Here is a 17,047-nt window from a genome sequence, read left to right on the forward strand (position 1 = left end):
CCGTGCGGCTCGGGAGCGCAGGTGTTACGTTTTTGGGGAGTAATGAGTACCGGCGCCAAGCCCTGACTGGCCGGTCGGCAACCCTCCCTTTCGCGGCGGGGTGCCTCAGGTGAATACTCGGCATATCGACCCATTCGAGCTGCAAGCGTGAAAGAAGGAGATCCGTCGTGTCTGACGCACCCGCCCCTGACGAAAGACTGTCCTACCGCCTGATTACCGGCGCGGACACCCGTGAGTTCTGCGAGCGGATCTCCGCTGCACTCGCCGACGGGTACGTGCTGCACGGCAGCCCTGCGGCAACCTTCAACGGCACCACCGTCATCGTGGCGCAGGCCATCGTCCTTCCGGCCGCCATCGCCTCGGCGGATGCCGCCGTGGCCACTGCCGTGGACGAGCTCGAGGGCGAGTTCGACGGCGAGGGCCACGCATGAGCTACGCCGGAGACCTGACGCCGCAGGAAGCCTGGGCCAAGCTGGAGCAGGGCGCCGTCCTGGTGGATGTCCGCACCGAGGGCGAATGGGCCCACATCGGCATCCCCGACACCAAGGCCACAGACAACGACCCCCTGTTCATCCAGTGGACCTTCCCCGGCGGCATCCCCAACCCGGACTTCATCAAGGACCTGACGAACCAGGCACCGGAGGATCCCCAGGCGGAACTGGTGTTCCTGTGCCGCTCCGGCAAGCGCTCCATCGCCGCGGCCACCGCCGCCACCCAGGCGGGTTTCACCGCCTACAGCGTCCTCGAGGGCTTCGAAGGCGATCCCGACCGCTTCGGCGAGCGGACCGTCAATGGCTGGAAAAACCGCGGCCTGCCCACCAACCTCGGAAAGAACTAAGTGAGCTTCAACCAAGACGCCCCCGGCTGGAACCCCGACACCCAGGCAGTCCGCGGCGGGCTGGACCGCAGCAACTTCCAGGAAACGTCGGAGGCCATCTTCCTCAACTCCGGCTTCGTCTACGAATCCGCGGCCGCTGCTGAACGCGCCTTCACCGGCGAGGATGAGCGCTTCGTCTACTCCCGCTATGGCAACCCGTCCGTGGCCACCTTCCAGGAACGGCTCCGGCTGCTCGAAGGCACTGAAGCATGCTTCGCGACGGCGTCGGGCATGTCCGCGGTGTTCACGGCCCTGGGTGCCCTGCTGGCAGCCGGCGACCGGGTAGTGGCCGCACGCTCGCTGTTCGGTTCCTGCTTCGTAGTCCTGAACGAGATCCTGCCCCGATGGGGTGTGGAGACGGTGTTCGTCGACGGGCCGGACCTGGACCAGTGGCGCGAAGCGCTCTCCAAGCCCACCACGGCTGTCTTCTTCGAATCCCCGTCCAACCCCATGCAGGAAATCGTGGACATCGCCGCTGTCAGCGAACTGGCGCACGCCGCCGGGGCCACCGTGGTGGCGGACAACGTCTTCGCCACTCCCCTACTGCAGCGCTGCGGGGACCTCGGCGCCGACGTCATCGTCTACTCGGGCACCAAGCACATCGACGGCCAGGGCCGGGTGATGGGCGGTGCCATCCTGGGCACCAAGGAGTTCATCGAGGGACCCGTGAAGCAGCTGATGCGACACACCGGCCCCGCGCTGTCCCCATTCAATGCCTGGGTCCTGACCAAGGGCCTGGAAACCATGGGCCTCCGCGTCAACCACTCCTCCGCCACCGCCCTCCGGCTGGCCGAGTGGCTGGAGGAGCAACCGGCCGTGAGCTGGGTGAAGTATCCGCTGCTGAAGTCGCACCCGCAGTACGGGCTGGCGGCGAAGCAGATGAGCGCGGGCGGGACCGTCCTGACGCTGGAGCTTGCTCCTTCGGGTGGGCGCTCCGGTAAGGAGGCCGCCTTCGCCCTGCTGGACGGGCTGCGGATCATCGACATCTCCAACAACCTGGGCGATTCCAAGTCCCTGATCACCCATCCCGCCACCACCACCCACCGCGCCATGGGACCGGAGGGACGGGCTGCCATTGGGCTCAGCGACGGCGTGGTCCGTCTCTCCGTGGGGCTTGAGGACCCGGACGACCTCATCCGCGACCTGGAACAGGCTCTGAAGCAGATCTAGGTTTTCGACGCGCTTTCCCGTTTTCGCGGCGCAGATTCCCGGTCGCGGCCCAAATGCGGGCCGCGAAAGGGAATAAGCGCGTCGAAAAGGAAGCTGCGCGTCGCGATGCGCCAGGCGGCCGGTCAGGATTGGCGGACCCGCAGCAGCTCGGGAGTGGCCGCCACTTCGGAGAGATCAAGCGCTCCGCGCATGGTCACGTTCACGGCCTGCCTCACCACGGCCCCGAACCCCATGTCCCCGGGCGGCGGACCGGCCAGGGCATTGTCACGGGCGCGGCGTTGTTCGGCTGCCCCCGTCCCGCGGGCGATGATGTCCTCTACACCCTGCCGGGCAAGGGCCAGCTCGCCCTGTTCCTGCAGGACGGGAGCCAGGTAGTCCACCAGTGAACGGGCCACGTCCGCAGCGGGGGCAGGACGGAAGTTGCCGAAATCCAGGAGTTCGCCGCTGAGCCCTTCACTGCTGGCCTGCCAGGAAGCCATCCGCAAAAGAACCGTGGGAACGGGTGCAGGATCAACGTCCTCGCGCCACTCCCTGCTTGCTGATTCCACCAGCGCCCGGACCAGGACCGCAATGAGGGCCGCGTCCTCGGCCCGGAGGCAGACGTCCGCCACCCGTACCTCGACGGTGGGATGGTTGCGGGACAAGCGGGCGTCGAAGTAGACCATGCCCTCATCGAGCATGACGCCGGTTTCCAGCAGCCGGGCCACCACCCGCCGGTAGGTGGGGTACGTTCCGTAAATGCCTGCCGGTCCGGCCGTCGGCCACCGGTTCCATGCCTGGGTCCGGTAGCTTTCGAACCCCGTGGGTACGCCGTTCCAGAACGGCGAGTTGGCGCTCAGTGCCGTCAGCACGGCCAGCTTGTCGCGGATGCGGTCCAGGACGGCCACGCCTTCTTCCGGCGATTCGATGTAGGTGTGGACGTGGAAGCCGCAGGTCAGCTGCTCCTGCGCAGTGAGGCCAAAGCGTTCCAGCATCCTTGCGTAGCGCGGGTCCGGCGTTGTGTGGCTGGGAGATGCCACCGGCGACGTGGCGAGGGCCGCCACCCTTGCACCATGCTTCCGGGCCGCCTGGTCCGCCAGGGCACGGCCCGCGCGGATCTGTTCCAAGAGGCTGCCATAGTCCACGCAAGGCCGGGTCTGCGTCTCGATCTGCTCAAGCTTCAGCTCGGCACTCAGGCCCATCTCGTCGTCGTAATCCCTGTGGGTCCCGGCGTGATGGGCGTCAGGATCGACGGGGAGATCGTCCGCCGCAACGCGATGGCTGGCAAGGAGGGCGTCAGCCAGCGCAAGCGGTTCTCCGGACTCCGGATCAACGATCAGGAGTTCTTCCTCTACGCCGAACGTACGCATACGAACATTCTGCGGCAGCGCCGGGGCATTGGAACTGTCAGACGCGGTTCATGACGAACCGTGAAAGCCTAGTCCTGGAAGTACTCCACCTTGGCGCCGATGGTGTTCAGCCGCTCCGCCAGGTCCTCGTAGCCGCGCTCGATCACATAGATGTTCCGCAGTTCGGAGACGCCGCGGGCAGCCAGCATCGCCAGCAGCAAGCAGGCGGCCGGGCGGAGTGCGGGCGGGCAGCCCACCTCGGCGGCGCGCCATTTGGTGGGCCCGTTGACGTAGATCCGGTGCGGGTCCAGGAGCTGCACCTGCGCACCGAGCCGGTTCAGCTCCGTCAGGTAGATCGCCCGGTTTTCGTAGACCCAGTCGTGGATCATGGTTTGGCCGTGGGCGTTCGCCGAAATGACGGCAAAGAACGGCAGGTTGTCGATGTTCAGCCCGGGGAAGGGCATGGGGTGGATCTTGTCCTCGGGGGCACGCAGCTCGGAGGGTTTGGTGGTGACGTCCACCAGGCGGGTGCGGCCGTTGCGGGCCATGTATTCGCCCGAAACCTCAAGCTTCTGCCCCATTTGGCCCAGGGTGGCCAATTCGATTTCCATGAACTCGATGGGAACGCGCCGCACCGTGACCTCGGAGTTGGTGACGATGCCGGCCGTGATCAGGCTCATGGCTTCGATGGGGTCCTCGGAGGGGAAGTATTCAATCTCGGCGTCGATTTCGGGCCGGCCGGTGATCTTCAGGGTGGTGGTGCCCACCCCCTCGATGGTGACGCCGAGCATCTGCAGGTAGAAGCAGAGGTCCTGGACCATGTAGTTGGGGCTGGCGTTGCGGATCACGGTTGTTCCCGGCCGATGCGCCGCGGCCATGATCGCGTTCTCGGTGACGGTGTCGCCCCGCTCGGTGAGGACGAAGGAACGGTCCCGGGTGTCGGCAGGGGGTGCCTGCACGGTGTAGAAACCTGCAGTGGCCTCCACGGACAGGCCGAACTCGCGCAGGGCCTGCATGTGGGGCTCCACCGTGCGGGTGCCCAGGTCGCAGCCGCCGGCGTAGGGCAGCCGGTACTCCCGGGACTCGTCCAGCATGGGGCCGAGCAGCATGATGACGCTGCGGGTCCTGCGTGCCGCGTCCACGTCCATCGCTTCCAGGTCCAGGACGGCGGGACGGCGCAGGCGCAGGTCCGTGTCGTTGAGCCAGGTGCATTCCACGCCGATGCTGGTCAGCACCTCGACAATACGGTTGACTTCCTCGATGCGGGCCAGCCGGCGGAGCACTGTGGTGCCGCGGTTGATGAGGCTGGCGCAGAGCAGGGCGACGCCGGCGTTCTTGCTGCTGTTCACGTCCACGGCCCCGGACAGGGTGCGGCCACCCTCCACCCGGAGGTGGGTCATCTGCGGCTTGCCCACGTTGACGATGCTGCGGTCGAAGATGTTTTCCAGCCGCTGGATCATTTTCAGGCTCAGGTTTTGCTTGCCCTGTTCCATCCGGGCCACAGCGCTCTGGCTGGTGCCGAGTTCGGCGGCCAACTGGCCCTGGGTCCACCCTTTCTCGCTCCGGGCGTCCCTCAGCATGGCGGCAACGTGTTCAGCGGTTTCCTGGGTCATACCGCGAATATATCATAAATGAGTTATCGGGCCTCCCGTGAGACTACCCAACGGCGCTTATGGGGGCTACGGGACGGCTGTACCCATCGGGTGCGATAGGGAAGCATACGTAGTTCCTGGGCCGGACGCTCAGCTACCCAGCCACACCATATTCCACGTACCGGCGGTGACAGCCGCGAAAAGAGCCAGCCCGGCCACCACGATGCCGCCGGCCACCACTCCGAGATCCAGCAGGCTGAAGGTTGATTCCCGCGCCCAGGTCCGCGTGGCACCGCCAAAGCCCCGCGCTTCCATGGTGACGGCCAGCCTCGACGCGCGCCGGATGGCCTGCACCAGGAGCCCGAAGCTTTGCCCCAGCGTGGCCTTCACCCGCTGGGCCAAACTGCCGCGGGAACCCACGCCGCGGGCACGCCGTGCCATGCCGATTGTCTGCCATTCCTCGGCCATGAGTCCCACCAGGCGCATCGCGGCCAGTGTTCCCAGGACGAACCTGTGCGGCAGGCGTGCTTTCTGCGCCAGCGCATCGGCGAGGTCCGTGGGATCGGTGCAGCTCATCAGGAGTACCGCCGGAAGGGCGATGGCAAAGCCGCGCAGCAAAAAGCCGATCCCCAGCTGGAGGGAACCTTCACTCATGGTCCAGATGCCGGCGTCGAGCAGGATCCTGCCGCTGTCCGGCGCCAGGATGGACGTGCTCCACCCGCCAATCGCCGCCGCAAGGATCAGCGGCCACCCCCGCTGCCACAGCAGGGACAGGGTGAGCCCGGCCAGGGGAAACAGCAGCAGCTCAAAGACCAGTGCCACGGAGGCCGAAACCCAGTCGATGGACAGGGCAAGGACGGCCGTGATGAGCAGGACCGCCGCGAATTTGCTGAGTGGATTGGCGCGGGTCAGGAGCGCGCGGTTGCCGCTGAGGGTGAGTTGCTGCCTCATGGCGCCACCGCTTCCGCAGCGGCCATGCGCAGCTCCTCGCCGCCCAGCGCCTCCGTGAATTCGGCGTCGTGGGTCACGGAAACCACCGCCGTTCCGGCGTCAAGCAGCTCGGACAGGAACGAGGCCAGCTCGGCCCAGGTGTTGGCATCCTGCCCGAAGGTGGGCTCGTCAAGGACAAGGACCTGGGGGCTGGCGGCAAGGACGGTGGCCACGGACAGCCGCCGCTTTTCACCCCCGGAGAGCGTGTAAGGGTTGGCGTCCACCAGTTGGGTGAGCCGCAGCCTCTCCAGCAGCTCGTCAACCCGGCCCTCCCCGTGGCCCAGGTGCCGGGGACCAAAGCGCAGCTCATCCAGCACCTTGCCGGTCACGAACTGGTGCTCAGGCTCCTGGAACACCGTCCCCACGCGCGAAATCAACTGCTCGGCCTTCCACCGGACCGGGTCGATGCCCGCACCGCGGCTCAGGTCCAGGGTGGCGGACACCTTTCCGGACACCGGCTCCAGGAGGCCGGCGAGGGTCAGCGCGAACGTGGACTTGCCGGCGCCGTTGGGACCGGTGATGGCCAGCGCCTGCCCGGCGCGGACCTGGGCGGCTACACCTTCCTGGACGGGGACGGGCGGGATTTTGCGGAAGCCATGGCGGCGGGAACGTTCGCGGGAGACGCCCAGCTGTTCGGCGGCCAGCAGGAGGTTGCCCGTTCCCGGCGCCGGCACCGCAGCCCGGGCCCGGGTGGCCGGGACGTACCCGGGGACCCATACCCCTGCGGTGGCGAGCATGGTCCGTGCCTCGCTGAGTACCCGGTCCGGCGGCCCGTCCAGGAGCACGGCGGGCTCGCTGGACGAGCCCGGCTGCAGGACCACGATCCGGTCCACCAAGTCCTTCCACACGGACACGCGGTGCTCCACCACCACCAGCGTGGCCCCCGTCTTGTCCAGGCAGCGCGCCACGGCGTCGCGGACTTCCAGCACCCCGTCCGGGTCCAGGTTGGCGGTGGGCTCGTCCAGCAGGATCAGCCCCGGCCGCATGGCCAGGATCCCCGCCAGCGCCAGGCGCTGCTTTTGCCCGCCGGACAGGGCCGACGTCGGGTGGTCCAGCGGGAGGTGGGACAGTCCGACGTCGGCAAGCGCCTCGTGCACGCGCGCCCAGATGGCATCCCGCGGCACGGCAAGGTTCTCGGCGCCGAAGGCGACGTCGTCCCCCACGCGCGAAAGGACCACCTGCGTCTCCGGGTCCTGCTGCATCAGGCCGGCGCGGCCACGCTGGGAGCGGGGCACGGCACCGTCAACCAGCAGCGAACCCGACTCGTCGGCGTCGCCTGCCTCGCCGTCGTCGTTGATGTCTCCCAGCACGCCGGCGAGGGCATGGAGGAGCGTCGACTTTCCGGCGCCCGAGGGGCCAAGCAGCAGCACCCGCTCGCCGGGGCGGATGTCCAGGTCAAGGGCATGGACGGCGGGCTTGGCCCTGCCGGCGTGCCGCCAGCCCCAGCCGCGGGCGGTGACGGCGGCTGGGCGGACGGGGCCGCCGGCGCCCTGGGAGGGTGCCATCAGGAGAAGACTGGCTCCGTGGCAGCCTTGCGGGAGGCGAAGGAGCTCAGGACGCCGGTGCGGGCCAGGCCGCGGGTGGCGAGCCAGGCCAGGGCACCTGCCAGGACTGCCCCGGAAATGGTGGTGAGGACGATGTAGGCGAACTTGTCCGCGCCCGAGTAGGCGATGTTCCAGCCCCACGGCGCAAAGGAGTCATTCAGGCCGCAGAAGAATCCGGCCGCGGCGCCGGCGAGCAGCGATACGGGCAGGTTGAACTTGCGGTACACGAAGATTGCGAAGATGATTTCCGCGCCGAGGCCCTGGATGAAGCCCGAGAAGAGGACCGAGGCGCCGTACTGGGAGCCCATGAGCAGTTCCCCGGTGGCGGCCACGGTTTCGCAGAACAGGGCGGCGCCGGGCTTGCGGATGATGAGCATGCCCAGCACGCCCGGGATCATCCATCCGCCGGCCAGCAGCCCGGTGAGGGGTGGGTAGGCGGCGTTCATGGGGGCCGACAGCGCTGCCGCGCCCTGGTCCCACGCCCAGAAGATGACGCCGCCGGCGATGGCCACCAGCGCAGCCACCACGATGTCCACGACGCGCCAGGACCTGCTGGTGGTCTTCTTGATTGCTGCAGTGCTCATGTGATCCTCCTGGGAAACAGGAGGGGAAAGTGGACCCGGCTGACGGCCCGTTGCCGTGCAGCCGCGACACTTTGAGAACTCGACTCCCTTGCGCCGGTACTAACCGGATCAGGTTCGAGGGTCTGCGGCTGTCCGCACTCTCAGCGCCCACCTGCGGTGCCCGGCTTGTGCCAGGATGCCCGACGGCGGCGCTCCCCTGTCGTTTTTAGTGTTGCTTTTTGGTTTGGGTAAGGCTTGTGATTGCCCTTCCGGGCGTGCTCCAGTTTACACCGGCCGGCGCAGGATTGAGGGCTGCGGGCGCCAAGCGGACCGGATGTGACCGGCCGCTTTGTGATGGCGTGACGCCTGGAGGTCAGTGCGCTTAGCTTTTATTAGTAATCATGCTTACTATGTTGTCTCCCGGGTTTCGAGGAGGACGGGCATGGGACTCACCATGGGCGGCCCCCCGTTCGTTCCCGTCAGCAGTGCGGCAGACCAAGGAGCACCATGAGAATCCCGGAACCCAGAGGACCCGTCAGCAGCGCACTGTTCCAGGTCCTGGCGCAGGCTCCGGACACCGCCGGGCCGGGCCTGGACGGGCTGTACTCCCTGGTGGTGCGGCAGCTGGCCGGGTCCGGCGACATCATCTCCGACGAGGACATCCAACTTTCGCTTTTCTGCCTTTACGAACTCCATTACTCCGGCCTGGACGGCGTTTCAGACCTCTGGGAATGGGAGCCGGCGCTGATCAGCGTCCGGCGGTTGATCGAGGAACCCTTCGAAGCGGCACTGCGCGCTGCCGCGTACCAAACCGCCGGGAACTTCGAACTGCCCGGCGGGGTTGCCATGACCAGCGACGCGGTTGCCGACGTCCTCTTTGGCCTGGCCGCCACGGATACCGGTCCCAGCGTGTCCCGCTACGTGGCCAGGAAAGCCACACTGGACCAGCTCAAAGAGTTCCTGGTCCACAAGTCCATGTACCAACTGAAGGAAGCCGATCCGCACACATGGGCCATTCCGCGGCTCAGCGGCCGGCCGAAGGCGGCCCTGGTGGAAATCCAGGCGGACGAATACGGCGGCGGCCGGCCTGAGCGGATGCACAGCGCGCTGTTTGCCCGGACCATGCGCGGCCTGGGCCTGGACGACAGCTACGGCGCCTACGTGGACGCCGTACCGGCGGTCTCCCTGGCTTCGGTCAACCTCATGTCGCTCTGCGGCCTGAACCGGCGGCTCCGCGGTGCCATCACCGGGCACCTGGCAATCTACGAAATGACGTCCTCCCAGCCCAACCGCTTCTACGGCAACGGATTCCGCCGGCACGGCTTCGGCCCGGAAATCACGCACTACTTTGACGAGCACGTGGAGGCCGACGCCGTCCACGAACAGATCGCCGGACGCGACCTCGCCGGCGGCCTGGTGGAAGCTGAACCCCAACTGCTGGCCGACGTCCTGTTCGGGGCCACGGCCGTCATGGCCATCGACAGCCGCCTTTCCGCCCACCTGATGTCGTCCTGGGAAGCCGGGCAGACTTCACTCCGGGCGGCCGTGCCGGCGGCAGCGTGACAGGCGCCGCCGCGGCAGGGCCAGGGCGTCCCGGGCCGGCCAGAAACAACAACGATGGATGCGGTGCAGGCATGAGCCTGGAACAGCAGGGAACAGGAGCCGACATGGACCAGGTACACGAGGAGCAGGAACCTGCCGCGAGCTCGATCGTGGTTTGCCCGGACGGGCCACTCATTGTCCGGGGCGAATTTGAGATCGTCACCCCATCCGGCGGTGCCGTGCCCCGGGAGCGGAAAACGGTGGCCTTGTGCCGGTGCGGGGCGTCCGCCATCAAGCCCTACTGCGACGGCACGCACAAGATGATCAAGTTCCGCACCGAGCCCCAGGCCACCTAGCCAGCCGGCGGGCTAGCCAGTTCAACAAGCCCCGCCGGCCGGCCACGCCCTTGCCCCGACTCTTGCCGGGACCGCGACGGGTGTACGGCTAGGCTGGAGGCAGTCCGTTTTCCGTCCGCAAGGAGTATTAGGAATGAACCTTCTCATCAAGCTGCTCGGGACCGGGGTGAGCCTCGGCGCAGGCCTGGCCGGCACCAAGCTGGTCAACACCATCTGGGAAAAGACCACCGGACAGAAGCCGCCCACCGGCAAGCACGAGGATGTCCCCACCAGCCTACGTTCGGCGTTGACCTTTGCACTGATCTCGGCATCGGTCAGCGCCATCATCCAGGTCCTGGCAAACCGCGGCACCCAGCGCGCCATTGCCCGGTTCGCCAAGACCCAGGACATCGTCTAGCTCTTCCTTAGCGTTGCCGGCCGTCGTCGGGGCTGTCCTTCCGGGCAGCCTCGGCGGCGGCTTTTTGCACCACGGCCTCCAGCTCATCGGCGGTGAGCAGCTCCCGGTGCAGGTGCTTGGTCCGGTAGCCCGCGCGGCCCACCATGTGCGCGGATACGGGCACCGTCAGCAGCTGGAAGATCCAGGCCACCACCAGCACCGGCCACACCCACCATGTCCGCATCTGCAGCCCAATCGCGGCCAGCAGCAGGAACAGGCCCAGGACCTGCGGCTTGGTGGCCGCGTGCATGCGGCTCAGCAGGTCCGGGAAACGGAGCAGGCCGATCGCGGCGCCCAGGGACATGAGCGCCCCCACCACCATGAACACGGCCGACACAAGGTCGATCCAGGCGTCAGGGCCCGAAAAGTCAGGATTCATCAGGCTTCACCCTCCGGTCCGCCACGAACCTGGCCACCGTCACGGACCCGATGAAGCCGATGACGGAGATGGCCACCACCAGCATCAGGTTGTTCAGGTGCCGGTTCACGGCCATGTCGATGCACAGCGCCCCGCCCAGGATGGCCAGCAGCACGTCGGTGGCGAGCACCCGGTCCAGCAGCGAAGGTCCGCGGGCGATCCGGATGATGGCTGCGGCCGCGGCCAGCGAAAAGATGACGGCTGTAACAGCCAGGACTACGTTCATCATGCGGCGGCCTCCATGCGGACGGCTTCAAGTTCTTCCCGGCTGCCCATGATGCGGATCAGGCCGGCCTCAATGGACCGCACCTCGTTCCGCAGGCCCTCCACGTCTTCCGGGGAAGTGATGTTCAGTGCGTGCAGGTAGAGGGTGGAGGTGGAGCGGTCCACCTCCACCACCAGCGACCCCGGGATGAGGGAAATGACATGCCCGGTGGCGGTGACGATCAGGTCCTGGTGGCTGCGCAGCCGTACGGCGACGACGGCGTTGGTCACCTTGGACCCGCGGACCGTTGCGAGGTAGAGCACCTGGCCGCTGGCCACCACCACCTTCCACAGGAACACCAGGGCAAAGGGCACGGCGTAAAGGATGTTGAACCGGCCGCTGAGCTCCACGGGCGGAAGGTAGAAGAGCCGGGCCACGCCTACGGCCAGCAGGGCACCGAACAGGAGGTTGCCGGGGCTGAAATCCTGCCAGAGGGCACCCCATACAATTACCAGCCAAACCAGGAGCGGCAGTTCCTGGCGCAGGGAAATGCGTTTGCGGCTCATCGCGCTCCTCCCCCGGTGCTTGCGCTTGTCCCGCCCATGGCTCCCGGTACGGCGGTGCCCTCTCCCAGGACCGCGTGGATGTATGGGGTGCGGTCGAGCATGTCCCGGGCTGCCCGGTCCGAAAGACTGAACAGCGGCCCGGCGAACACGGTCAGGGCGACACCCAGGACCACCAGGCCCGCCGTGGAACCCACCATGGTGCGCGGCAGGAGCGTCACCGTGTTGTTGACCTTGGCCCCGGGGCCGGACACCCTCGCCGCGGGACTGGCAAGGAGCACCGGATCCGGATGCTCGGCGTCGGTGGGGCGGCGCCAGAAGGCGCGGTTCCAGACCCTGGCGATGGCCAGCAGCGTCAGCAGGCTGGTGACCACCCCGCCGATCACCAGCGCGTAGGCCAGCGGCGTGCCCAATTCAATGCCCGCCTGCAGCAGCCCCACCTTGCCAAGGAAGCCTGAGAACGGCGGGATCCCGGCCAGGTTCATGCCGGGGATGAAGAACAGCAGGGCCAGCATGGGCGACAGCTTGGCCAGGCCGCCCAGCCGGTCCACGGAGGAACTGCCGCCACGGCGTTCAATGAGCCCCGTCACCAGGAAGAGGCTGGTCTGGATGGTGATGTGGTGGGCCACGTAGAACACTGCGGCCGCCAGGCCAACCGCGGAGGACATGGCCAGCCCGAACACCATGTAGCCGATGTGGCTGACCAGGGTGAACGACAGGAGTCGTTTGATGTCGCTCTGGGCCAGAGCGCCCAGGATGCCCACCACCATGGTCAGCAGAGCCGCCACCATCAGGGGCGTGTTCAAGGTGTCGCCGGGGAACAGCAGGGTCTCGGTGCGGACCATCGCGTACACGCCCACCTTGGTGAGCAGGCCGGCGAACACAGCGGTGACCGGCGCCGGGGCCGTGGGGTAGGAGTCCGGGAGCCAGAAGGACAGCGGGAAGACGGCTGCCTTGATGCCGAACGCCACCAGCAGCATCACGTGCAGGAGGGTCTTGGTGCCTTGGTCCAGGTCGCCGAGTTTGAGGGCCAGGTCCGCCATGTTGACCGTTCCGGTGGCGCCGTAGACCATGGCGATGGCGATCAGAAACAGCACGGAGGACACTACGGACACCACCACGTAGGTGACGCCGGCCCTGATGCGCGGCCCGGTGCCGCCCAGGGTCATCAGCACGTAGCTTGCGGTCAGCAGGATCTCGAAGCCGACGTAAAGGTTGAAGAGGTCCCCGGACAGGAACGCGTTGGACACCCCGGCCACCAGGATCAGGTAGGTGGGGTGGAAGATCGAGACCGGGGCGTCCTCGTCGCCGTCGGCCATGCCCTGCCCGGTGGCGTAGACCAGCACGGCCAGGCTCACGGCGGAAGACACCACCAGCATCAGCGACGAGAACTGGTCCACCACCATGACGATGCCGAACGGCGGCACCCAGCCGCCGATGGTCACCGCGGCAGTGCCCCCGTTCCAGGCGGACGCCAGCAGGAGGCACTCAAGCAGCAGGGTCAGCGACAGCAGGCCGATGCTCACCGCACGCTGGGCCCGGGAGTGCCGGATGAGCAGGAAAGTGAGGGCCGCGCCCAGGATGGGAAGGACGACGGCGAGCGGGGCCAGGCTTGCGATGTTCACTTGCCGCCTCCTTCCGGGTTGGGGTCAACGTTGAGCGAGCCGGGCTTTTCCTCCGCGGCAGCGTGTTCGGCGGGCATTTCCCGGCCGCCGGCCACCAGCGTGGCCACGGGCTGGTCCGTTTCGTGGCCTCCGTCGGCGAGGCCCGCATCGGCGCTGGAAGCGCCGTGGTTGGAGATGTCCCGGCCGTCGGACCCGAGCATGGTGAGCGGGAACTCGGAGGTTTCCGCGGGGATCTCGGCGTCGTCCTCAGCGTCAAAGCTGGGGGTGGCGGCCACGCGGCGGTCCTCGAGGTCGTCCTGGATCTCGTCCTGGCGGGCCAGGACCCAGGTGCGGTAGATGATGCCCAGCATGAACGCCGTGACCGCGAAGGAAATCACGATCGAGGTCAGGATCAGGGCCTGCGGCAACGGGTCGTTGTACTCCTGGGCGGCCGTGTCCTTGGCGAACAGCGGCGCCAGGCCGGCGTAGCCCCCGGTGGCCAGGATCAGCAGGTTGGTGGCGTTGGCCAGGAGCATCAGCCCCAGCAGCACGCGGGTGAGGCTGCGTTCCAGGATCAGGTAGATGCCGCAGGCATACAGGGCGCCCATCACGATCAGCAGGGTCAGGTTGACGCTCATGCGTGGCCCTTTGCGGTGGTCTCGGCAGGAATCCCGTCCGGTTCCTGTTCCTGCTGGACCGGTTCCTGCTGGCCCTGGACCTGCGTGCGGTCAGGTTCCTGCCCGTGCCGGTCGTGGTCCGGTTCGTGCCCGCCTCCGGCAGACCGTTCCTCCATGTGTTCATCGATTTCAGCCCCGAGGCTGCGGAGCACGTCCAGCACCAGGCCCACCACCACGATGTACACGCCGATATCGAAGATGGTTGAGGTGACGAACTTGATGTCACCGAACACGGGCAGCCACACCTGGATGATGGCGGACTGGAACACCTGGCCGCTCAGCAGCAGGGGCATCACCCCGGAGATGGCCGCCAGGGCCAGGCCTGTCCCCAGCAGGCCGCCGGCACTGATCGGTGCCGCTTCCCGGAGTTCGAAGCGCCCGCCGGCCAGGTAGCGGATGGTCAGGGCCAGGCCTGCGGTGAGGCCGCCGGCAAAGCCGCCGCCTGGCAGGTTGTGGCCCGCCAGCAGCAGGTAGAGCGAGAAGATGATCATGGAGTGGAAGATCAGGCGGGTGATCACCTCGAAGATGATGGAGCGGCGTTCCGGGGCCAGCGTCCGCCCTGCCACGATCCAGGCGTCGCGGGCGGAGGCTGCGAACTTCCGGCTGATGGCCAGTGCGGCCCCGTCACGGGATCCGGGGTCCACGCCGCGGTAGCGTCCCACCGTGCCTTCGGCAACGGACGCCGATGCCTGCAGGCGGTCGCCGCGTCCCCGCACGAAGATCAGGCTGGCCACGCCGGTGGCGGCGAGCGCCAGCACGCTGATTTCCCCGAACGTGTCCCAGGCGCGGATGTCCACCAGGGTGACGTTGACCACGTTCAGCCCGCCGCCGCCCTCGTAGGCAAGCTGCGGGAACTGGAGCGAAATGGGAATGGCGGTGCGGGCACCCATGGCGAAGATGGCGGCGAACACCATGGTCACGCCGAATCCCACGCCGATGATGACGCGCACCACCCGGTACCTGCCGCCGGTACGGTCGCGCAGTTCGGGCGGCAGGCTGCGCATGGCCAGGACGAAGGCCACCAGGATGATGGTCTCCACCAGCATCTGGGTCAGGGCCAGGTCCGGAGCGCCCTGCAGGGCAAACACCAGGGCGATGCCATACCCGGTCACTGACACCATCAGGACTGCAAGGAAGCGTTTGTTCGCCTTGACGGCCGCAAGCGCGCCGATCACGATCCCCGCGCCCGCCACGAGCTGCAACGGGGAGTTGGGATCCACCAGGTAGATGTTCTGCGGCATGGCGCTGCCGCCCAGCAGGATGGCCACGAGCGGCAGGACGAAGGCCACGCTGAGGATCACGGCAAGGTAGAAGTACAGGGAACCGCGCTGGGTGCGCCCGGTGATCCACACTGCAACATCGTCCAGGGCCCCGATGGTCAGCTGGTAGGCGCGGTCGCCGTCCACCCACGCCGGGACCAGCGACTGGGCCCGGGCCACCGCGTTGCGGCCAAAGTACATGGCGGCGCCCAGCACGAAGGTGAGGGCTGTCAGCCCAAGCGCCGGAGTGAGGCCATGCCACAGCGCAAGGTGCCCTGCCTGCTCGGCCGGAGTGCCGGCGTCGGGCGCTGTGGACGCGAAAAGCGCGGCGTACGGCTGGATCCATGCGTCCACCGGAACCGGCCAAAGCCCATAAACGATGGTGAGGAGGCTGAGGATGGCGGGAGCGGCAAGGAAGGAGGGCGTGATCGCCTTGAACGGGGTGGGGTCGATGCCTGGCTTGACGGCAAAGGCACCCCACATGAAGCGGGCGCTGTAGGCAAAGGTGAGGATGGAACCCAGCACCAGCCCCACCAGGACCACCAGGCCCCACGGTCCGGAGTGCGGCTCCTTGGCGTGGTGCACGAAAGCTTCCAGCACCGATTCCTTGGCCACGAAGCCGCCCAGCAGCGGAATGCCCGCCATGGACGCGGCACCGACTGCAGCCACGATGCCCAAAGCGCGTGAGGAGCGGAAGACGCCGGACAGCTTGCGCACGTCCCGGGTTCCGGACTGGTGGTCGATGATGCCCACCACCAGGAAGAGCGTGGCCTTGAACAGGCCGTGGGCAAGCAGCATGGCCAGGCCCGCCAGCGCGGCGTCGGGCGTTCCCAGACCCACCACCATGGTGAGGAAGCCCAGCTGGCTGACGGTGCCGTAGGCAAGGATCAGCTTGATGTCGGTTTGCCGCAGCGCCCGGTAGCCGCCCACCAGCATGGTGGCCAGGCCCAGCCCCAGGACAACGGGCTGCCAATAGGCAGTCTCCGAAAAGCCTGGCGCGAGCCGCGCCACCAGATAGATGCCGGCCTTAACCATGGCGGCGGCATGCAGGTAGGCGCTGACGGGAGTGGGCGCGGCCATGGCGCCGGGCAGCCAGAAGTGGAACGGGACCAGCGCGGACTTGGTGATGGCACCCACCAGGATGAGGACGACGGCGGCGCTCACCAGGGCGGCCGACGGGCCGGTTGCGAGCGCAGCAGCTTGCTCCAGGATGCCGGAAATGCGGTAGGTCCCGGCGGTGTAGCCAAGCATGATGAGGCCCACCAGCATGGCCAGGCCTCCGGCGGTGGTGACCATCAGGGCCTGGAGGGCGGAGCGGCGGGCGGCAAGCCTGGTCCTGGCGAAGCCGATCAGCAGGTAGGACAGGATGGTGGTCAGTTCCCAGAAAATGAACAGCAGCAGGAGGTCATCCGCTGTGACCAGGCCGAACATGGCGCCGGCAAAGGCCAGCAGTTGGGCGCCGAACGCACCCAGGTCCTGGTCCCTCCGTTTGAAGTACCGCGCGCAGTAGACCAGCACCAGGGAGCCGACGCCGAGCACCAGGAGGGACATTACCCAGGCCAGCGCGTCCATGCGGAAGGCCAGTTCCAAGTGGAGGCTGGGGATCCATTCGAAGGTCTCGGTGATGGTTCCCGGACCGGAATAGATGGGGCCGTGCTGGAACATCAGCCAGCCGAAGGAAACCGCGGGAACTGCCGCCAGCGCGTAAAAGGCGTTGCGGCCCCAAACCCGGAAAAGGAAGGGCGCGAGGACAGCCACCGAAAAGTGCACGGCAAGGACTGTGATCACTGGATTCTCCGCAACGTCAGGGATTCGATTGTCAAAAGTTGGAGCAGGCGGCAAAAAAGTAAGGTTCGGGAGGGCCCAGTTTACCAAGGTAGGTGCGCTATCCTTCACCCCTCACTGGCCCGCAACGGGCAGAAT

At 67.3% G+C, this 17,047-nt stretch carries 17 protein-coding genes and 2 riboswitches; of the genes, 6 read left to right on the top strand and 11 right to left on the bottom strand.

Annotation, left to right across the window (positions count from 1 at the left end; translation table 11 throughout):
• Positions 1–38 precede the first annotated feature (38 nt).
• Positions 39–154, top strand: a riboswitch (SAM riboswitch).
• Between the two features lie 13 nt (positions 155–167).
• The 3 genes from JCQ34_RS17850 to JCQ34_RS17860 are packed head-to-tail and all read left to right on the top strand — an operon-like array spanning position 168 to position 2,047.
• Positions 168–431 (top strand): DUF1737 domain-containing protein, encoded by a 264-nt coding sequence (locus tag JCQ34_RS17850; RefSeq protein WP_286399933.1) that lies wholly within the window; start codon positions 168–170, stop codon positions 429–431.
• Positions 428–838: a rhodanese-like domain-containing protein gene (locus tag JCQ34_RS17855; RefSeq protein ID WP_286399935.1), complete on the top strand. Its 411-nt coding sequence runs from the start codon at positions 428–430 to the stop codon at positions 836–838. The genes JCQ34_RS17850 and JCQ34_RS17855 overlap by 4 nt, the downstream gene beginning before the upstream one ends.
• On the top strand, positions 839–2,047 hold the full coding sequence (locus JCQ34_RS17860) for an O-succinylhomoserine sulfhydrylase (protein WP_142132351.1): 1,209 nt from the start codon (positions 839–841) through the stop codon (positions 2,045–2,047).
• Positions 2,048–2,169: 122 nt separating this feature from the next.
• Here the strand turns inward: JCQ34_RS17860 and JCQ34_RS17865 are convergent, their stop codons facing one another.
• The 5 genes from JCQ34_RS17865 to JCQ34_RS17885 all read right to left on the bottom strand — a co-directional run bounded on the left by JCQ34_RS17865 (position 2,170) and on the right by JCQ34_RS17885 (position 8,085).
• A complete protein-coding gene (locus JCQ34_RS17865) occupies positions 2,170–3,396 on the bottom strand; it encodes a glutamate--cysteine ligase 2 (protein ID WP_286399936.1) in 1,227 nt (408 codons plus the stop codon).
• A 68-nt stretch (positions 3,397–3,464) separates the two neighbouring features.
• The gene (locus tag JCQ34_RS17870) at positions 3,465–4,988 is read right to left on the bottom strand and encodes a UDP-N-acetylglucosamine 1-carboxyvinyltransferase (protein ID WP_286399938.1); all 1,524 of its coding nucleotides are present in this window, start codon (positions 4,986–4,988) and stop codon (positions 3,465–3,467) included.
• A gap of 129 nt (positions 4,989–5,117) precedes the next feature.
• Entirely contained in the window at positions 5,118–5,918 is an 801-nt protein-coding gene (locus JCQ34_RS17875) for an energy-coupling factor transporter transmembrane component T family protein (RefSeq protein WP_286399939.1), read from the bottom strand.
• Positions 5,915–7,462, bottom strand: a complete 1,548-nt coding sequence (locus tag JCQ34_RS17880) for an ABC transporter ATP-binding protein (RefSeq protein WP_286399942.1) — start codon at positions 7,460–7,462, stop codon at positions 5,915–5,917. The genes JCQ34_RS17875 and JCQ34_RS17880 overlap by 4 nt, the downstream gene beginning before the upstream one ends.
• Complete coding sequence (locus JCQ34_RS17885) at positions 7,462–8,085, bottom strand: ECF transporter S component (protein WP_286399945.1); 624 nt, start codon at positions 8,083–8,085, stop codon at positions 7,462–7,464. Before JCQ34_RS17885 ends, JCQ34_RS17880 begins: the two co-directional genes overlap by 1 nt.
• Before the next feature lie 67 nt (positions 8,086–8,152).
• A riboswitch (TPP riboswitch) is annotated at positions 8,153–8,293 on the bottom strand.
• 278 nt (positions 8,294–8,571) lie between these two features.
• Between JCQ34_RS17885 and JCQ34_RS17890 the strand changes: the two genes are divergently transcribed.
• From JCQ34_RS17890 to JCQ34_RS17900, 3 genes are all read left to right on the top strand, one after another.
• Positions 8,572–9,627, top strand: coding sequence for an iron-containing redox enzyme family protein (locus JCQ34_RS17890; RefSeq protein ID WP_286399946.1), 1,056 nt, complete (start codon positions 8,572–8,574; stop codon positions 9,625–9,627).
• Positions 9,628–9,698: 71 nt separating this feature from the next.
• Positions 9,699–9,962 (top strand): CDGSH iron-sulfur domain-containing protein, encoded by a 264-nt coding sequence (locus JCQ34_RS17895; RefSeq protein ID WP_376977856.1) that lies wholly within the window; start codon positions 9,699–9,701, stop codon positions 9,960–9,962.
• A 133-nt stretch (positions 9,963–10,095) separates the two neighbouring features.
• The gene (locus JCQ34_RS17900) at positions 10,096–10,359 is read left to right on the top strand and encodes a DUF4235 domain-containing protein (RefSeq protein WP_142132343.1); all 264 of its coding nucleotides are present in this window, start codon (positions 10,096–10,098) and stop codon (positions 10,357–10,359) included.
• A gap of 7 nt (positions 10,360–10,366) precedes the next feature.
• On the opposite strand, the gene mnhG is transcribed toward JCQ34_RS17900, so the two are convergent.
• The 6 genes from mnhG to JCQ34_RS17930 are packed head-to-tail and all read right to left on the bottom strand — an operon-like array spanning position 10,367 to position 16,912.
• The gene (mnhG, locus tag JCQ34_RS17905; protein WP_286399949.1) at positions 10,367–10,777 is read right to left on the bottom strand and encodes a monovalent cation/H(+) antiporter subunit G; all 411 of its coding nucleotides are present in this window, start codon (positions 10,775–10,777) and stop codon (positions 10,367–10,369) included.
• Positions 10,767–11,045, bottom strand: coding sequence for a monovalent cation/H+ antiporter complex subunit F (locus tag JCQ34_RS17910; protein ID WP_286399952.1), 279 nt, complete (start codon positions 11,043–11,045; stop codon positions 10,767–10,769). The genes mnhG and JCQ34_RS17910 overlap by 11 nt, the downstream gene beginning before the upstream one ends.
• Positions 11,042–11,587, bottom strand: a complete 546-nt coding sequence (locus tag JCQ34_RS17915) for a Na+/H+ antiporter subunit E (RefSeq protein ID WP_286399955.1) — start codon at positions 11,585–11,587, stop codon at positions 11,042–11,044. The genes JCQ34_RS17910 and JCQ34_RS17915 overlap by 4 nt, the downstream gene beginning before the upstream one ends.
• On the bottom strand, positions 11,584–13,209 hold the full coding sequence (locus JCQ34_RS17920) for a Na+/H+ antiporter subunit D (RefSeq protein WP_286399956.1): 1,626 nt from the start codon (positions 13,207–13,209) through the stop codon (positions 11,584–11,586). The genes JCQ34_RS17915 and JCQ34_RS17920 overlap by 4 nt, the downstream gene beginning before the upstream one ends.
• Complete coding sequence (locus JCQ34_RS17925; RefSeq protein ID WP_286399959.1) at positions 13,206–13,826, bottom strand: Na(+)/H(+) antiporter subunit C; 621 nt, start codon at positions 13,824–13,826, stop codon at positions 13,206–13,208. The genes JCQ34_RS17920 and JCQ34_RS17925 overlap by 4 nt, the downstream gene beginning before the upstream one ends.
• The gene (locus JCQ34_RS17930) at positions 13,823–16,912 is read right to left on the bottom strand and encodes a Na+/H+ antiporter subunit A (RefSeq protein ID WP_286399962.1); all 3,090 of its coding nucleotides are present in this window, start codon (positions 16,910–16,912) and stop codon (positions 13,823–13,825) included. Before JCQ34_RS17930 ends, JCQ34_RS17925 begins: the two co-directional genes overlap by 4 nt.
• Positions 16,913–17,047 lie beyond the last annotated feature (135 nt).

Source organism: Pseudarthrobacter defluvii (assembly GCF_030323865.1).
Lineage (GTDB): Bacteria > Actinomycetota > Actinomycetes > Actinomycetales > Micrococcaceae > Arthrobacter > Arthrobacter sedimenti.

Excerpts from the sequence above, each read along its gene's own strand:
- JCQ34_RS17855 (WP_286399935.1), top strand. The coding sequence starts at position 428 with ATGAGCTACGCCGGAGACCTGACGCCGCAGGAAGCCTGGGCCAAGCTG.
- JCQ34_RS17865 (WP_286399936.1), bottom strand. The coding sequence starts at position 3,396 with ATGCGTACGTTCGGCGTAGAGGAAGAACTCCTGATCGTTGATCCGGAG.
- JCQ34_RS17870 (WP_286399938.1), bottom strand. The coding sequence starts at position 4,988 with ATGACCCAGGAAACCGCTGAACACGTTGCCGCCATGCTGAGGGACGCC.
- JCQ34_RS17875 (WP_286399939.1), bottom strand. The coding sequence starts at position 5,918 with ATGAGGCAGCAACTCACCCTCAGCGGCAACCGCGCGCTCCTGACCCGC.
- JCQ34_RS17880 (WP_286399942.1), bottom strand. The coding sequence starts at position 7,462 with ATGGCACCCTCCCAGGGCGCCGGCGGCCCCGTCCGCCCAGCCGCCGTC.
- JCQ34_RS17885 (WP_286399945.1), bottom strand. The coding sequence starts at position 8,085 with ATGAGCACTGCAGCAATCAAGAAGACCACCAGCAGGTCCTGGCGCGTC.
- JCQ34_RS17890 (WP_286399946.1), top strand. The coding sequence starts at position 8,572 with ATGAGAATCCCGGAACCCAGAGGACCCGTCAGCAGCGCACTGTTCCAG.
- JCQ34_RS17895 (WP_376977856.1), top strand. The coding sequence starts at position 9,699 with ATGAGCCTGGAACAGCAGGGAACAGGAGCCGACATGGACCAGGTACAC.
- JCQ34_RS17900 (WP_142132343.1), top strand. The coding sequence starts at position 10,096 with ATGAACCTTCTCATCAAGCTGCTCGGGACCGGGGTGAGCCTCGGCGCA.
- mnhG (WP_286399949.1), bottom strand. The coding sequence starts at position 10,777 with ATGAATCCTGACTTTTCGGGCCCTGACGCCTGGATCGACCTTGTGTCG.
- JCQ34_RS17910 (WP_286399952.1), bottom strand. The coding sequence starts at position 11,045 with ATGATGAACGTAGTCCTGGCTGTTACAGCCGTCATCTTTTCGCTGGCC.
- JCQ34_RS17915 (WP_286399955.1), bottom strand. The coding sequence starts at position 11,587 with ATGAGCCGCAAACGCATTTCCCTGCGCCAGGAACTGCCGCTCCTGGTT.
- JCQ34_RS17925 (WP_286399959.1), bottom strand. The coding sequence starts at position 13,826 with ATGAGCGTCAACCTGACCCTGCTGATCGTGATGGGCGCCCTGTATGCC.